Annotated in this window: 11 protein-coding genes and 1 pseudogene; 3 read left to right on the top strand and 9 right to left on the bottom strand. The window is 34.0% G+C overall.

The annotated features are described in order from the left end of the window. Nucleotides 1-8: 8 nt before the first annotated feature. From QWT87_RS16255 to QWT87_RS16275, 5 genes are all read right to left on the bottom strand, one after another. Nucleotides 9-464, bottom strand: a complete 456-nt coding sequence (locus QWT87_RS16255; RefSeq protein WP_302717281.1) for a lipocalin-like domain-containing protein — start codon at nt 462-464, stop codon at nt 9-11. Between the two features lie 69 nt (nt 465-533). Then, nucleotides 534-2045, bottom strand: a complete 1512-nt coding sequence (locus QWT87_RS16260) for a SusD/RagB family nutrient-binding outer membrane lipoprotein (protein ID WP_302717283.1) — start codon at nt 2043-2045, stop codon at nt 534-536. A 3-nt stretch (nt 2046-2048) separates the two neighbouring features. Then, the gene (locus QWT87_RS16265) at nt 2049-5036 is read right to left on the bottom strand and encodes a SusC/RagA family TonB-linked outer membrane protein (protein ID WP_185208233.1); all 2988 of its coding nucleotides are present in this window, start codon (nt 5034-5036) and stop codon (nt 2049-2051) included. A gap of 407 nt (nt 5037-5443) precedes the next feature. Then, the gene (locus QWT87_RS16270; protein ID WP_302717286.1) at nt 5444-7045 is read right to left on the bottom strand and encodes a SusD/RagB family nutrient-binding outer membrane lipoprotein; all 1602 of its coding nucleotides are present in this window, start codon (nt 7043-7045) and stop codon (nt 5444-5446) included. Nucleotides 7046-7056: 11 nt separating this feature from the next. Next, nucleotides 7057-10032, bottom strand: a complete 2976-nt coding sequence (locus QWT87_RS16275; protein ID WP_302717288.1) for a SusC/RagA family TonB-linked outer membrane protein — start codon at nt 10030-10032, stop codon at nt 7057-7059. A gap of 118 nt (nt 10033-10150) precedes the next feature. On the opposite strand from QWT87_RS16275, the gene QWT87_RS16280 reads away from it, so the two are divergent. Together QWT87_RS16280 and QWT87_RS16285 are read left to right on the top strand one after the other, a co-directional pair. Next, nucleotides 10151-10735, top strand: a complete 585-nt coding sequence (locus QWT87_RS16280) for a ribonuclease HII (RefSeq protein WP_116097091.1) — start codon at nt 10151-10153, stop codon at nt 10733-10735. 101 nt (nt 10736-10836) lie between these two features. Further along, nucleotides 10837-11716, top strand: a pseudogene (locus tag QWT87_RS16285) (IS982 family transposase). 75 nt (nt 11717-11791) lie between these two features. Here QWT87_RS16285 and yidC read toward each other — a convergent pair. From yidC to QWT87_RS16305, 4 genes are all read right to left on the bottom strand, one after another. After that, a complete protein-coding gene (yidC, locus tag QWT87_RS16290) occupies nt 11792-13612 on the bottom strand; it encodes a membrane protein insertase YidC (RefSeq protein WP_302717292.1) in 1821 nt (606 codons plus the stop codon). Nucleotides 13613-13795: 183 nt separating this feature from the next. Beyond that, the gene (locus QWT87_RS16295) at nt 13796-15403 is read right to left on the bottom strand and encodes a CTP synthase (protein ID WP_116097087.1); all 1608 of its coding nucleotides are present in this window, start codon (nt 15401-15403) and stop codon (nt 13796-13798) included. Nucleotides 15404-15715: 312 nt separating this feature from the next. Next, a complete protein-coding gene (locus QWT87_RS16300; protein ID WP_302717293.1) occupies nt 15716-16285 on the bottom strand; it encodes a YceI family protein in 570 nt (189 codons plus the stop codon). A 55-nt stretch (nt 16286-16340) separates the two neighbouring features. Further along, the gene (locus QWT87_RS16305) at nt 16341-16760 is read right to left on the bottom strand and encodes a hypothetical protein (RefSeq protein ID WP_302717294.1); all 420 of its coding nucleotides are present in this window, start codon (nt 16758-16760) and stop codon (nt 16341-16343) included. A 59-nt stretch (nt 16761-16819) separates the two neighbouring features. On the opposite strand from QWT87_RS16305, the gene radA reads away from it, so the two are divergent. Continuing rightward, nucleotides 16820-18172 (top strand): DNA repair protein RadA, encoded by a 1353-nt coding sequence (gene radA, locus QWT87_RS16310; protein WP_076390791.1) that lies wholly within the window; start codon nt 16820-16822, stop codon nt 18170-18172. The last annotated feature ends 23 nt before the right edge of the window (nt 18173-18195 follow it).

An 18195-nucleotide genomic window follows, 5' to 3' on the forward strand; every position in this document is an offset into this window, starting at 1 on the left:
AATTAATATTATTGTTTTATATAAATTAAGCTTGCTTCGTCATTTCCAGCTACATTATCCAGATCTTTTGAAGAATCAGTGATCTTTAATTCTGTACTTGAAAAATCCTCAATTTGTTTTTTCAACGTTTTAGCGATTCCATTTTCATTGTAAGTAAGTGTTAAAACTTTATTTATATTATCATAATTCCAGTTTCCTGAAAATGAATCATATAAATTACAATCCGAATCAGAATCTGAAATTCCAAATCTTTCATAAACTCCTGATAAATTTGCGTTTATTAGGATCTGTCCTTTCTTTTCACAGTCGTTTAATGGATATGTCTTACCTTTAAATTCATATCTTGAAGGCTTCCAAACACCATTAATATCGGGTATTGTAACAATTGTATCTTCTCTACTGTTATCATTTGAACATGAAAGAACAAATGTCATGAAAATAAGTAGATTAATGAATGGTTTCATATTTCAAAATTTTAAAAGATGATAATCCTGCGATAACAGAAAAAATATCATGCATTTTAATTGATTTAATTAGAAAACGTCCCAAAATATTTTCGTAGTTACTTTATCTCCTCCGATTTTCTGTGCTGCTGCTGTTACATTGTTTTTATTCAATAAATACTCCTGATCAGAATATTTCATTCTTACCGGAACATCATCTACAGCAGAATCAGCCGGGTTTACAAATACCGGATAATCCAATCTTCTGGCAAAATTCCAAGCTTGGAAACCTTTATTAAACATTGCAACCCAAGCCTGAAATCCTATTGATTGTTTCCAGTTTGAAGCATTAAAAGGATTTGCAGCAATAAATGAAGTTGTATTTGCTGAACTAACTCCATACTCTGACATCGAAGCAGTTATAGCGTTAGCATACAATGTTGCAGCCGTACCACCAACATTATATCCGCGAGCTGCTGCTTCGGCTCTTAGGAAAGAAATTTCAGTATAATCTAATAAAAAGCCTTGTGCATTTTCAGTTATTAGCATATATGATCCATCTGATCCTACTTCTGGATTTCCATTAACATCAGTTTTTGGAGAAGTCATATGCGAGTAACCTGCAAAAGAATTATTCGAACCATATATACCTCCCTTGTATACTCCCCCAATTTTAGTAAACCATCTGTCTCTTCTTGGATCTGTAGTTGAATTCATATAATCGACTAAAACATCTGAGGGAATAAAATCATTTCTTCCTGACTGAATAGCCTCTTGATAAACAGGGTTTGCGAATAATCCAGATGGGAAAGCAGATAGTCCCCAGTTATCATCTTTATTATCAAATAATCCAGCATTGTAAGCAGCTTCTGCGTAAGACTTTGATAAAGCAGGTTCAACATCTGCTAAAGTAACAGCTAATCTAAATTTTAAAGAATTTGCCATTTTTTTCCATTTACTCATATTTCCTTTATAGAAAATATCATCTGTATAGCCGCTTTGATTTATGTTAATCATCGAGTTAGCAGCATCAATTCTTTTAATTAGATCAAGATAGATTGTTTTTGCATCATCATATGGAATTTCCGATGCATTATTTGCTCCAGCTACAGCTTTTAAGGCTCCAAAATATGGAACATCACCATAAGTGTCCACCAAATTAGCCCAAGTATAAACACTAATCAATTCAATTATCGCTTCATTATTTCCTTTTTTAACAGCATCTAATCCTTCATTTTGAAGAGATTGTTTTGCATCTCTTAAGGCAGAAAGTACACCTGGAGAATAACTTGCTGCAGAACTTGAAGCCATCATCCTGTTATAATGATTTCTAGGAATAGGTCTTGTTACCATATCATAGTTAGATTCATCGATATAAGTGGTCTGTGCCCATTGTTGTGTAAAGAATCTTGCTATATTATTGTTTACGTTGGGAGTAAGCAATTGTGAAATTAATTCCTGTTCTGCACTCGCTACCAATAATCCAGAAGGAACTACTGTCGGATGCTTTGGATCTTCATTTAATGAAGTGATATCACTTTCACAAGAGTTTGTAACGACCGTTAGAGAAATTATGCTAAGTATAAAAAGTATTTTTTTCATTTTCTAGAATTTTAATGTTACGTTGATTCCTAAATCACGTGTTGTCGGCAATACTCCGATAGAATTTCCTTTTGAAGCAAGTCCGTTACCTGTTCCTGTTTCCGGATCTGCATAAGGTAAATTTTTATGGATAATCCATAGGTTTCTTCCCACTAATGAGATTTTAACTTCTTGGAAAGATGTATTTGCTAATATGGATTTCGGAAGACTATAACCAATACTTGCTTCTCTTAGTTTCACATATGATGCATCATATACAAATCTTGAGTTGGGCATTCTTCTATATCCATCAACATTACCAAAGGTATCTGGTGCTGCTGTAGGCGTAGTATTTACTTGTCCATTTGGATTTACCCCAGGATGAATTACACCTGCAGTTCTATAATCTCCAACAGCAGTTTCCTCATACAAACCTGTCGCCAAACCATAATACATATCTGTTGAAAATACATCCCCGCCGTGTTTCACATCAATCAGGAAACTTAATGATAAACCTTTATAATTGAAACTATTTCGTATACCTCCGATCCAGTCTGGTGTAATGTTACCAATTACCTGATTTGGATTTGTTAAGTATCTTCCTGTTGAAGGATTAATTACTTTCTCTCCATTTAAATAAACGTAATCAGAACCTACTAAAGCCCCAAAAGCTTCGCCTACACGAGCGTTTAAAGAAACTCCACCTTGATAAGATGCTAATAGATAGTTTTGAGAATCTCCATTTAATGATATAACTTCATTTTGGTTTTTAGACCAATTTACATCTATATCCCATTTAAAATTATCTGTTTTAATTGGTGATCCATTTAACTGAACCTCAATTCCTTTATTGTTAATTTGACCTGCATTTACTAAAAAAGTTCTATATCCTGTTGCTGAGGATACGGGAAGATTGATAATTTGATCAAAAGTACGTGTTTTGTATATCGCAACATCGAACCCTAATCTATTTTTGAAAAATTGTGCCTCCATACCAAATTCAACTTCTTTGGATCTCTGCGGCTTTAAGTTTGGATTTGCTAAAAAATATGATTGATCTACAAGACCTGTATTACCAAAACCACCTCTTACTCTATAGGTATTTTGTAGTTGGTAATTTTTTGTAGAAGATCCAACTTCTGCGTAATTACCACGTATTTTCCAAAAGCTTAAAAAACTTGGCTTCCAAAGTTCAGAAAGAATAACTGAACCTGTTACTGATGGATATATGTATGAATTATTATTTTTTGGAAGATTAGAACTCTTATCGGCTCTTACAGTTCCATCAATATATAATAAATTTTTATATCCAAATGAAGCGGTTGCATATACTCCAGATGTTAACCATTTTTCATAATTTTCATCAGGAGGAATAATTGGACTGGCAGAATTTGAAATTGCAAATAGTCCGGGAGTAGCTAATCCACCTTCTGTACTTACATATACATTATCAATTAAATTTCTTCTAACATTACCTCCCACAAGACCACTAACATTTAAATCACTTGTGATATCAAATTTATAATTTAAGAATAAATCAAAGTTGGTCTCTGTTGTACGAACATCCTGACGCGAGTATCCCGAAGTTACACTGTTTCCTGAAGCTCCAAAAGCCTGAGGTAATGAGCCATTCATTAGTCTCTCCTCAATTAGCATTTGCAGTTGATCATAGGATAGTTTCCCTGTAATTCCGATATTCTTAGTTATGTCATATTTTAACTGAGCATAGCTAAAACTTCTTGTTCTTGTATCTGACTGATAATTTTGATATCTTTGAAAATAAGGGTTATTCCAATAAGCCGGCGTACCATCTGATCCTGAAGTCCTATTCCAAGTAAGATTTGAATTACTTCTTTCGTAAGCATTTTTTAAATCATAAATGTCAACATTGGTTTGCCACCATTGTCTGAAACCTGAAACTAAATTATCAGAATATCCTGTTTCATTTCTACCTTTTGTATCCTGAATTGTTAGTGTAGAAAATACGCTGGCATGCAATTTATCAGTGAAATCATAATTGAATTTGGCTGATAAACTATTTTTTCTCAAATCCGAGTTAGGCAGTAATCCATTAGAAAGCATATTGGTGTAAGAAAGAGAAATATTTGAAGATTTACTTCCTTTCTCTAATGAAATTGTATTAACATACGTAACTGGTGTTTCAAAAAACTTAATCGGACCGTTCTTAGCAGCTTGCCAAGGAGTAGCTTGTCCATAAGTTGGAGAATCAGGATTATAAGAATCCCATTGTCTTACCATCAAACTTGGATTAAACTCGGCTCCATATGAAGCATCTTCTGTAAAAGGAGTTTGTAGCTCTCCAGTATTCGGATCATGATTAAAATATTCAGTACCATCACCATATACTCTACCATAACCAGCACCGTATCTTGTCTGGTATTTTGGGAAAGTTGATCTATCAATAAATCCAGCTGTGATTCCTGAATTTAGTGTAACTCCCCAACTTCCGTCTTGCTTTCCTCGTCCATTTTTTGTGACAATCAAAATAACACCATCGCTACCACGTTCTCCATACAAAGCAGATGCTGCCGCTCCTTTTAAAACGTTGATGCTCTCAATATCATCTTGATTAATATCAGATAAAAAGTTACCGTAGTCGAAACTCGATCCAGAAACCGTCCCATTATTAACTGGAGATCCATCAATTACAATTAATGGGCTGCCTCCTGATAGAGATTTGTAACCTCTAATTAGTAAGTTAGCAGAACCCCCAAAGTTATTGTTTGTATTTACCTGTAAACCAGAAACTTTACCAGATAGTAAAGAAGCTACATTTCCAGTATTGGTAGTTCCTCCTGTAAGAGCATCTGCTTTTACTTCTTCGGAAGCATACCCTAAAGATTTCTTTTCTCTTTTAATACCAAGTGCAGTTACAACCACACCTTCAATTTCTTGTGTTCTTACTGTATCATTCTTCTTTTGTTGAGCATTTGACACAGCTAGAGATGAGGATAATACGAGTATAAGTATTCCTGCTGTTAATTTCTTCATATCAAATTATATTTGCTAATCACAAATATGTGAAAATTTCTATTCAGAACAAAATAAAATTAGCTAAATTTAACATTCAGTCAAATAATCTCATTAATAAATAAAAATAATTTAATAAAAAAAGTTAAAACCAAACAAATTAACAAATATTACCAAAAATGTCATGTCAAATTTTATTATTTATTTAAAAAAAAATAATTTTAAGTAAATTAAAAAGCTTTATAAACAAGCATCTTTAATAGCTGATAATGAACTATTTAGAAACATAATTTAAAAATCAGTCATCAAAACAAAAATAAATGCAATGCGTGACATATATTTTGTTTTTCAGAAAAAATAAATTTTAACACTTGGAAATAAAAAAAACCGCCCGAAGGCAGTTTTGTATTATAATCTTATTAAAAAGATTAGTTTTGATTCCAGAATGGAGTAAATTGGTTTTTAACAAACACTTGCGAACTACTAATATTCGGAACATTAGCAGAGTTTGTTGCATATTCAGATACTGGATAAATTAACCTGTAAGGTTTATTAGGTTGTCCTGCTGTTGTTGCCATAGGTGTAGTAGGATATCCCGTTCTGTTATATTCTATAAACATTTCTGTTGGATTAACGTTTGTCAGAGCAATCCATTTTTGAGTCATGATAGCTTCTAATTTTTGGTTATCAGTACCAGTCCATCCTAATCCAGTTCTTGTAGAGATTAATCCTTTATATGTTGTCAATGCAGTTGCTGAAGTTCCTAACCAAGCACCTGAAGCATCAATAGCTTCAATAAATCTTGTTTGGGCAACAGCTCCAAAGATTGCAGGATATCTTAATGAAGCCTCAGCTTGCAATAATTTACTTTCAGCAAGAGACATAATTACACCTCCTCTATTACCACTAACTAAACTCAAACCCGTTGTACCTGAGAATGTTCCGTTAGCTAATCTTGATACAGTTGTATTACCAACAGGAGCTCCTGGTTGACCAGGAACAGCACCTTGTCTAATCCCTTTCAAATATGATGGTGCTATTACAGCTGTAAATAAGCCTGTCCTTCTAGGATCTGGAATTCCTGTATATTTTTGATGATAGGTTTCGGTAGATCCTTCAACATTTCCATTTAAAGCAATTGCCATATGTTCAGAAACTGTTATAAATGGGTAATTTGTAACTGCTGATCCGGCAGAATTAACTCTCCAATTTAAAAGGAAAGGGCTCATCTGATCATCATTGGATCCATTATATCCAGGATTTTCTAGTACATTTACATTAATAAATGTAGCTCCTGATAAAGTTTGCAATTGAGCATCTCTAAAAGTCGCCATATCTCCAGTTACTTTACTCATTCTCAAAAGCATTCTTAGCTTTAAAGTTCTTCCAAATGCTTGCCAATTAGACATATTTCCCTGAAATACTATATCAGCACCCTTATCAGCTGGATTGATTGCGTCTGGACTTGCATTACTAATTAACGCTATTGCTTCATTAATATTAGTAACTAAAGCTCTGTAGATATCAGCATCATTATCATATTTAGGCTTCATATTCAATTGACCTAAAAATGCTTCACTAAAAGGAGCATCACCATACAGATCAACAATATACTGCATATAATAAGATTTCATAATCTTTGCCATCGCAATATAGTAATCTTGCTTATGATCCGTATTTGAAAACTTTTCTATTTGTGCGAAATTTGCAATTCTTGGATATAGTCCATTCCATATACCTTGATAAAAAGTATTATCTACACTTTGAAGGTTGAATTCACGTTGAAATGGGCTACTATTAGTGTAAGCATTACCTGTCCAACTATTCATCATCAAATTTCCAAACTGCATCATAGTAGTCGCTTGGGTTCTGTAAGCCTGACTTACAGCACCGGGAAACATTAATTCTGGAGTAATATTTTCTGCGTGGATTTGATTTGGATTCTCATTTACATCCAAATACTCATTAGAGCACGAAGTCAAACTTAACGTTGCTGCTAATAATGCAATATAAAATTTATTATTTTTCATTTCTTTAATCGTTAAAAAGTTACATTAAGATTTATACCAAAATTTCTCATTGTAGGGTATTGGCTTGTATCTGCAATACCTGCTGCATTTCCTGATGTTGTTGCAGTTTCAGGATCAGCATAATTTCTGTTATCTTTAGCATAAATAAAGAATGGATTTCTTGCATAGACACCAACATTAAGAGAATTTACAAAAGTATTTCTTAAAACAGATTTAGGAATATCATAGCTTAAAGCAATTTCTCTAACTTTAAATGCTGTACCGTCAACTAAAAACTCTTCACCAACACCTAAGAATGTTGAACTTGTATAATATGAGTTTACACCTATATAGTCTGCAGTTCCACCAATAGGTGTAGTATTCGGTACATATTGACCTCCCACTAATTGTACAGAGTTTGGAATTACATATCCCTTAGAACGATCAAAACTAGCTTGCTGTTCTAAAGATCCCATATTTCCTAATAGAGTTTTTGTTCGAGAGATAAAGCTGTTACCTGTTCTATAGTCTGCTGTAGCACTTAAGGTAAGACCTTTAAATCTAAAAGACGTACTGAACCCTAAAATATAATCCGGATTCACTTTTCCTAAAACCTCAAGAGTTGAAGTTGAAAGAGGGTTACCGTTTGCTCCTACTACAATATTTCCATTAGGATCTCTTAAATATTTTGTACCTTTAATCATAGGAAAATCATAACCGGCCATTGCGTAAATGCCAACATTTGGTCCCGTGGTTGTCAATAATGGGATCTCTGGAACACCTGATTCTAATGAAAGAATCTTTGTTTCGTAAGTAGAATACGATCCTCTAAGTTTCCATTCAAAGTCTTTTGACTTTATAGGAGTAAACCCTAAATCAATTTCAAAACCTTGGTTTCTACTTTTCCCGATATTATCAAATTGACTAGTGATACCTGATGCAGATGATGTTGCAATTTGAGTAATCAGATTATCTGTATCATTTCTGTATACAGAACCATCAAGAGTTATTCTATCATTAAAAAAGCCTAAACTAATCGATGCTTCTTTAGAATTCAAAAATTCAGGTTTAATATCTGGTGCATAACTAGTAGTTCGTGGCAAATAAGAAGATAAACTATTAAAAGGATAACCTGTAGGAAATACACCCACTTCATCTAATCCATAAACTGGAATTGCCTGAACGTTACCCACTCTAGTAAACGATGCACTGATTTTTGCATAATTAAGGATCTTCCCCTTTATACTTTCAAATGCTTTTGTCGGAATAAATGATGCTCCTACTGAATAATAAGGAAAACCTTTATTTTCTAATTTATTTGTTCCTATAGGTGTAACACTCATCACCGAGTTTTTCTCGTATCTAAAAGTTGTGTTTAAGAATAAATAATCCTTGTAAGATAAATCTAAGTTAGCAAACCAAGCAAAAGATCTTTGTGTCGAGGAGTTATTATTAAGATTATAAAACTTATCCGGATTAAGTACATTATTAATATGGTACCATCCTGGGACTTGCAAATTTGTTCCTCCAACCTGACTATTATCAGCTCTAGTATCTTGAATATTATGTCCAATATTTGCCTTCAAATTAATATTATCCGTCAGATCATAATCAAAATTTGCCATTAAATCTCCATAATATCTCCAAGAAGTTCCTAAAGACTTATAATAGTTAGAAACAATAGGAACCATCCCAAAATCCTCTGCTAAATGCCCATCCAAATATGTACCCGTATTATCATACATTCTATCATTAGCATAATCATTCTGATAGCTTTGTGTAATAGAATGTCCAGTCACAGCCGTTCCTGCATAAGTAAATGAAATATGATCATTAAGCTTATATTCTAGGTTTAATAGCGCTGAAATTGTTCTACTCTTACTGTTTGTTCTGTTATTATCAATCAACCAATAAGGATTTGTTGTATATGGAGAATAACCTGCATCAGGATTAGAGTTTCTAAACTTTCTGATATCTAAGTTTGTTGGGGTTTGCAGAACTTCAGAATAAAGTGAGCTTGGCGCTGTTGAAGTCTTAATTTCTAAATAGTTGACGTTACCATCAATCCTGAATTTTCCTAATTTTTTTCCTGCTTTTAAAATAAAATTATTTCTCTTCAAATTATCTTTTTCAACAATGAAATCATTTTCAGCTCTGTTCATTGATAAAAAAACATAACCATCACTACCTCCAGCATTTACAGACAATCCATTTTGTAGAAGAACCCCAGTTTTAAAAAACTTATTTATATGATTATCCTTAGGACTAAATGTTTCTGTATAAAATTGGTCATTAGCTTGTGGTAATCCAATATAAATATTTTGCCCACCTAACGCCGAAGAATATGCTGGGCCCCAATTTGAGTTTTCATAAGGCACCCACGTCGTACCTCCATAATCAGTTGTATCAAAAACATCACCTGGATATCCCTGTCCATATTTTTTTTGATAAATAGGAGTCTTATAAACGGTAGAGAAATCAATCGAACTCGTTAAACTGAATTGAAGTCTTTCAGATTTAGATCCTCTTTTTGTAGTAACAATAATTACCCCATTACTACCTCTTTCTCCATATAAGGCAGCCCCTTGCATTCCTTTGATAACATTCATGTTATCAATAATCTCCGGTGGCAAATTTTGCAAAATACCTAATGTGGATATAACGCCATCAATTACCACTAAAGCTTCATTACTGGCTGTAAGAGATCTAGGTCCTCTAAGGACAACTCTTGTAGATGGATTTACTGAGTTATTGGTTGTATTGATTTGCAAACCTGAAACCTTACCTGTTAATGCCTGTACAGCATTAGGATTCTTTCCTTGTGTAATTTCAGCATTATTAACAACCTGATTAGAAGTAGTAACAGCGTCCTGTCTTTTCTTGAGACCTAAAGCACCTGTAACAACAACCTCACGAATGTCTTGAGTTCTCAGAGTGTCTTGTGCACTTACCATTGCAAAAGTTGAGGTAAGCACTACAGCTAACACACTCGTAGTTAATTTCTTCATATTTAAATTGATTATTTTTTAATATTTGCAAATATGTAAAACTTTCCCAAAATGACCAAATATTTTGTTAAAAATATTTAATATTGCATAATTTTACTTAGATAATTTAATAAAAATTATGGATTTAATAAAAAAATGGTCGGTTTTTTATGTTGAAGCAGGTTGTGATGAAGTGGGTCGAGGCTGTTTATCCGGACCTGTGGTAGCTGCTGCAGTAATTTTAGATGAGAATTTTAACCAAAATTTGGTTAACGATTCCAAAAAGTTAAATTTTAAGACAAGAATGGATCTTGACAGCTACATCAAAGATAATGTTAAAGATTACGCAGTTGCAGAACTTTCTCCTGCTTTTATAGACCAGCACAATATACTGAATGCAAGTATTCATGCAATGCATCAGGCTTTAGATAAGTTAACAATGAGACCGGAACTGATTTTAGTCGATGGGAATAGATTTCATCCTTATAATTTTATTCCTCATGAATGTATTATCAAAGGAGATTCTAAAGTCTTGTCTATTGCTGCGGCTTCTATTTTAGCAAAAAATTACAGAGACAAATTAATGATCGAACTTCATGAAGAGCATCCCGAATATGGCTGGAACACAAATTTTGGCTATGCCACTAAAAAACATCAGGAAGCTCTGATAAAATTCGGACCGACTAAATACCACAGACAGTCTTTCAGGTTGAAATATGACTAATATTAAATATTTGAAACCCGTAGTGCATTTGTGTTATATTGAGTAAAAGTTGTGCAAGCTGCTAAAAAGCAGTAAATTGTAGTTACCACACAAACAATTAAATGCACAACTTTAGAGCAAATTACGAGAAAATTTTAGAACTATTAAAGAAATTAGAATTAGATAGTGAGAATTTTTTATTTCAGATACGAAAACCCAAGTTAACAGATTTAAGGATAATCGCCATCAATCTGACTTCTGAATATATGAGTATTGATAGTGAGCATCAGCTTTTTAGAATCTTACCTGTTGAAATTAAATCTCTTATCGAACGAAGTGTTTACAACAGAAGAAAAAGGAAACTGTTTAACCATATGGAAAGGATTAGAAAATTATTAGCGGAAAGGTTTAATGGCTCTGAAAAGTATTTTGTGGTAGACAGTATGCCATTGGAAGTGTGCAAATTATCAAGGAGTTCACGGAGTAGAATATGTAAAGAAACAGATTATGCGCTTCCAAACAGAGGTTATTGCGCATCACAGAAAATGCATTACTATGGTTATAAACTTCATGCAGTTTGTTCAGCAGAAGGTGTACTTCAAAGTCTGGATATTAGCCCTGCTTCAGTGCATGATATTCATTATCTGAAAGATATAAAGCAACAAGTTGAAAACTGTACAATCTTGGGTGATAAAGGTTATTTGTCTGCAGAGTACCAATTAGACTTGTTTACATCGCATAATATAAAACTTGAAGTTCCAATGAGAAAGAACCAAAAAAAATTATAAAATTCAGCCTTACATAATACGCAAGTCCAGAAAGAGGATAAAAACTTTATTCTCTCAACTTTGTGACCAGTTTATGATTAGAAGGAATTACGCCAAAAGTTTTTTAGGTTTTAAAACAAGGATACTTTCAAAAATAGTAACGCTCACTATTATTCAAACAATAAACAGAAATGCAAATAGGAATATCAATAATTTAAAAATCAATATTGCCTAAATGCACTACGAGTATTTGAAGTAAAAAAGAGAGGCAAAATTAAATTTACCTCTCTTTTTTGTATTATAGAAAATTTTATTTTTTCTTTCTCTGTTGCTGTTGCACGTTTTGCTGCTCCTGAGCTTTCTCCATCATTTCTCTCATACGCTTCTGGAATTTCCCTTCCGTTTTGGGCTTTTCTTTATTTGCCTGAATCTGCGCATGGATTTTCTTCTCATCCAGAATTACATATTTAATCACTAATATAATTAAGATGTTAATAGCATTCGATACGAAATAATACCAGGAAAGACCGGATGCAGACGTATTTAAGAAGAATAAGAAGGTAACCGGGAAGATATACATTAAGACCTTCATATTTGGCATACCTTCCTGTTGTGGCTGCTGCATATTTCCTGAAGTCATTACGGTGTAAATTAAGATCACCACGGTACAGGCCAAAGCGAAAACACTTAAATGGTCTCCAAGGAAAGGAACTTTAAAAGGCAATTTTATCAAATCATCATAAGCAGTTAAATCTTTTGCAAACCAGAATCCTTTACCTCTAAGATCAATAAAGTTCGGGAAGAAACGGAATAATGCATAGAAAATAGGAATCTGAACCAACGCCGGCAAACATCCCGCCATCTGATTAACTCCCGCTTTTCGATAAACCTCCATCGTAGCCTGCTGCTTTTTCATCGGATCTGCATCCTTGAATTTGGCATTTACCTCATCAATTTCCGGACGGATCACTCTCATCATCGCGCTTAATTTGTGCTGTTTGTACATAATTGGCGATAAGATTAATTTCACAATAATTGTCATTAAGAAAATTACCCAACCTGCAGATAATCCCCATCCAGCAATTACACTGTAAAGCCACATAAAGAAATAACGGTTCATCCATCCGATGAAAGACCATCCTAAAGGAAGAATTTCATCAAAGTTTTTATCATATGTTTTTAATAATGGTAAATCCAAAGGCATAAAGTACCACGTGAAATCCTGATTCAGTTCACTTCCTGTCATCTGAACAAAACCTTCATAGTTTAATTTTTTCAGATATTCTCCTTCTTCAATGGCTTCCTGGTTTCCTTTGCTTTGGGTAAATCCTGTTTTAGATTCAATTACAGAAGCGAAGAACTGCTGTTTAACCCCGATCCAGTTAAGCGTTTCTTTGTCTTCCTCCATCGTTGTTCTTCCATCGTAATCATAATCTTTATAATTATTGAAAGCATAAGAGAATTCTGAGTGAGACTGTTCCTGCGCTCTACCCTTCTCAAGGTTTCTTACACTGTAATCCCAGATAAAATCTGCTTTATTATCAGACGTAATTTTTGCCAGCCCCTGTGTTCTTACTTTAAAATCCAGAGCATACTGATCTTTCAGTTCTGCTTTTGGATTATTGTTTAATGAATATACAAACTGAATGGTTGCACCATTATAATTTGCTGTTAGCGTAGCAACATTTCCATTGACAACAGGAGCAAAAACTAAATCTTTAGTATTAATAATTTTCCCTGTTTTATCTTTAAACTGAAAACTGTAGTTGGAGTTATTTTTCGTGATCAGGTAAAGCGGAAGATCTGCATTATCTGTTTTATGATCGTATGCTTTGTATTTTGCAAGTTCCACTTTAGAAACCTGCCCTCCTAAACTGTTGAATTCAATTTTCAATTCATTATTCGCCAGAGTTGCCGTCTGAATTGAGCCGGGAGTTACATTTGGATTGATATTGGTTGCCTGAGTCTGTTTTACGGCATTTTTAGCCTGTTCAGTTTTCTGCTGCTGAGCTTTTACTACATCTTCTTTCGATTGTTTGTTTTGGAAATAAAACATGAAACCGAAAAGAACTAAGCATAAAACCGCAAAACTAATAATCTGACTTTTATCGAGTCCGTTGTTCTGTTGCATTTTATCTTTAATTAAAATTTTTACCTATTAAATAATATATAGTAAACGCTATACATTTTCGAGTCGACAAAAATACTGTTTTTTTATCAAAACTCTATGCTATAATATATTACTATATAATAAACTCAGGCTGAGAATAATCAGTCTGAGTTTATTTATGACGTTTGTAATTTTTAAATTACTTTATTTTGAAGTACAAGCTTTAATAAAAGCTCTGAATAAAGGATGCGGCGTAGCCACCGTACTCTTATATTCCGGATGATACTGAACGCCTACATAGAAAGGGTGATCCGGCATTTCCAAAGCTTCAACTAATCCTGTTTCAGGGTTTGTTCCCGTTGCTAAGAAACCGTTTTTCTCGAATTCTCCAATGTAATCACTGTTGAATTCATATCTGTGACGGTGTCTTTCTGTAATATTTTTTGCTCCGTAAATTTCGTTTAATTTAGAACCGTTTTTCAAAGAACATTTCCATGCTCCAAGACGCATTGTTCCTCCTTTGTCTACTACATTTTTCTGTTCTTCCATTAAAGAAATTACAGGATGCTCCGTAGAAGTATCGAATTCCATAGAATTTGCTTTAGTGTATCCTAAAACATTTCTAGCGAATTCAATCGTCATGATCTGCATTCCCAGACAAATTCCCAACATCGGAATTTTATTTTCTCTTGCATATTGAGCTGTAAGAACTTTCCCTTCAATTCCTCTGTCTCCGAATCCCGGTGCAACCAAAATTCCGCTTACTCCGGATAAAGTTTCTTTAATATTTTCAGAAGTTAAATCTCCACTATAAACCCATCTTACCTTCACCTCCGTTTCAAGATCTGCTCCGGCATGTTTGAAAGCCTCAGCAATGGAAATATATGAATCCTGAAGAGAAACGTATTTTCCAACCAACGCAATTTCAACAGATTTTTTAGGATTCTGGAATTTCTTTAAGAACGATTTCCAGTCTTTAAGATCCGCTTCTTTATCACTTTTCAGATCTAATTCTTTAAGAACCACATCATCAAAATTCTGTTTCTGAAGATACATCGGAACTTCATAGATTGTTTCCAGATCTTTACATTCGATCACGTTATCCAAAGGAACATTACAGAACTGAGCCAGTTTTGCTCTCTGATCTTTCGGGATCTTATGTTCTGTACGGCAAACCAAAACATCCGCCATAATTCCGCTCTCCATCAACTGACGAACGGAATGCTGAGAAGGTTTTGTTTTTAATTCTCCGCTGGAAGCCAGATAAGGCAATAAAGTAAGGTGAATTACCATAGAATTTTTCTCACCCAGTTCCCATTTCAACTGACGAACTGTTTCAATGTAAGGTAAAGATTCAATATCCCCTACCGTTCCCCCGATCTCTGTAATAATGATATCGTAGTTCTGTTTGGATAAGATTTTAATTCTGCGTTTAATTTCGTTCGTAATATGAGGAATTACCTGAACAGTTTTTCCAAGGAAATCTCCTTTTCTTTCCTTTTCGATTACCGTCTGGTAGATTTTTCCTGTCGTAACGTTATTGTTTTGGGAAGTAGGAGCATCAAGGTAACGCTCGTAGTGACCTAAATCCAGATCCGTCTCCGCACCATCTTCGGTTACATAGCATTCTCCGTGTTCGTAAGGATTCAAAGTTCCCGGATCGATATTGATATAAGGATCAAGCTTTTGAATAGTTACATTGAAGCCACGCGATTTTAGTAGAAGTCCAAGAGAAGCTGAAACGATTCCCTTTCCCAAAGATGAAGTTACACCTCCTGTCACAAAGATGTACTTAGTATTCTTTTTACTCATTAGATTAGGTTTGTGCAAAGTTAGGGGAAAAAGAAATACAAAGCAATTTCATTTTAGAATTTTAAATTTTGTTTTGGATAATCGCAAAGCCACAAAGGTTTATTATTACATGCGTACCATGTACAAGGCGCAAGGATTTTATCTTTGATAAAATTTAACAGTCAATATTTTTCATTAGTCTTAATTGAAAATCTTTGATTTTCTTGCGCCTTAAAAACAATTTAGTTTATAAAGTCTTGCGTCTTTGCGATTATCCAATAAAAAAGGTTTCCAAAACTGAAAACCTTCTATTAATATTTATAATTGTACAAATTATATTTTTACCATTTCAAAATACAGATTTACATCCACGTCTTTAGCAACTCCAGTTCCAGTTGGATCATATTTAATATCGTAATCCAAACGGTTTATGGTAAAACCTGTCTGAAAACCCATTACTTCTTTTCCCTGTTGATTTTTCGCTATTCCGCCAAAAGTTACGGGAACAGAGATATCTCTGGTTACGTCTTTTATGGTTAATTTTCCTTTCAGAATGTAGGTGTTATTTTTATCCTTCTTCATGGAAGTTGTTACGAAACTCATCGTCGGATATTTTTCTGCACTGAAAAAATCTTCGCTTTTCAAATGCTTATCTCTCATTTCAACCCCCGTATTAATGGTGTTTACCTCAACCGTAAAATTAAGGTCTGCATTTTCTAAAGTATTGCCTTTTGTGGAAGCCTTCCCGTCAAACTTATCAAATCTTCCCTGCACAAAGCTGATTCCCATATGTTTGATGTTGAAATTAACAGAAGAATGCATCGGATCTACCGCCCAGTCTGTCTGCGCAAAACTGAAAACACTTAGTAATGTAAATACAAAGGTTAAAAGTAATTTTTTCATTGTATAATATTTTGAATTAATTCCTGTACAAAGGTAAGTTACTTATAACAACGAACTATTGATCTATGTTATTTTTTGATTTTGCTAAATTTATTTTTGAATATAATCTATCTATTAAAAACATCATCAGTAAAACAAAAAAAGAATTCAGATACATCATGATCATCAAAAGATTTTCATTACTCGAATTGGTAAAATAGGCAAAAGGATTATTCCCTGAAATGATTAAAAATAATAAATAAATAGCTTCAAATAAAATAGCGATCCTAAAAATTGAATGATAACTTTTTCTAAAAATAATCACAGTCAGCAAACCGATTGCAGTAATTACAGAACAAAAAATCAAAATAAAATAAGAATACATTCCAAAGTCTCCACCGGGCAAACTTAGAAATCTTACCGTCCATTCTGTAAACTGAGCATGCAAAAGTGACATCACCACAAAAACCATCAAACTCAGGAAAATATTTTTCATGGTTGAAAATTAATTAAAATTCGAAAGAAAAATTCAAAAAAAATTTTGAACTTCGCAGTATGGCAAAACTCAAAACAGCATATTTCTGTCAGAACTGCGGAACCCAGTATTCCCAATGGATGGGACAATGCAAAAACTGCGGACAATGGAATACCTTGGTGGAAGAAGTGGTGGAAAAAACAACTTCACACAAAACGCCGCCTTTTTCAAAGACCAAACAGCACGTCATCAATATCGTAGAAGTTGAAACCAATGAAGAACCGAGAATAAAAACACCTTCCGAAGAACTCAACAGGGTTTTGGGAGGCGGAATTGTCTTAGGATCTGTCACCCTGATCGGTGGAGAACCGGGAATCGGTAAGTCTACCCTGCTCCTTCAATTGGCTTTGAAAATGAAGAAAAAAGTTTTCTATGTTTCGGGGGAAGAAAGTGCTTCTCAAATTAAAATGAGAGCCGACCGTCTGACTGACATTCAAAATCCCAACTGTTTTCTTTTTACAGAAACCAATCTGGAAAAAATTCTCCATGAAGCTAAAAAACTGGAGCCCGACTTTGTGATTATCGATTCCATTCAGACATTGCAGTCACAGCTCATTGAAAGTTCGCCGGGAACTGTTTCCCAAATCCGCGAATGCTCCAATGAAATTATTAAATACGCCAAAGAAAACAATGTTCCTGTATTTTTGGTAGGTCACATTACAAAAGATGGACAGATTGCAGGACCGAAAGTCCTGGAACACATGGTGGATGTGGTTTTGAATTTCGACGGCGACAGAAATCATCTTTTCAGATTATTGAGAGCCAACAAAAACCGTTTCGGATCTACTTCCGAGATTGGGATTTATGAAATGATTTCTCAGGGTTTAAAAGAAATTAAAAATCCATCTGAAATTTTAATCACCAAAAAATTCGAAGAACTTTCCGGAAATTCGGTGGCGGTAACTTTGGAAGGAAACCGTCCGATGCTGTTGGAAATTCAGGCTTTGGTAAGTACTGCAGTTTACGGAACACCGCAGAGAAGTTCCACCGGTTTTGATGCCAAAAGATTAAATATGCTTCTTGCAGTTCTGGAAAAAAGAGCGGGTTTTCAGTTAGGAGCAAAAGACGTTTTCTTAAATATTACCGGAGGAATTAAAACAGATGATCCGGCTTTAGATTTAGCGGTTGTCGCTTCCATTCTTTCATCCAATGAAGATATTGCGATTTCCGAACATTATTGTTTTGCAGGAGAAATTGGTTTAAGCGGCGAAATACGTCCGATTGCACAGGCTGAACAGAGAATTACCGAAGCAGAAAAATTAGGCTACGAAAAGATTTTCATTTCTAATTTAAATAAACTTCCGAAGAAAAAATTCGGGATTAAAATTGAAGAGGTAAGCAAAATTGAGGATTTTCATGAAAGATTATTTTAACATAAAATAAGATAGTTGTTTAA

The organism is Chryseobacterium urinae (assembly GCF_030518295.1).
In the GTDB taxonomy this organism is placed as follows: Bacteria; Bacteroidota; Bacteroidia; order Flavobacteriales; family Weeksellaceae; genus Chryseobacterium; species Chryseobacterium mucoviscidosis.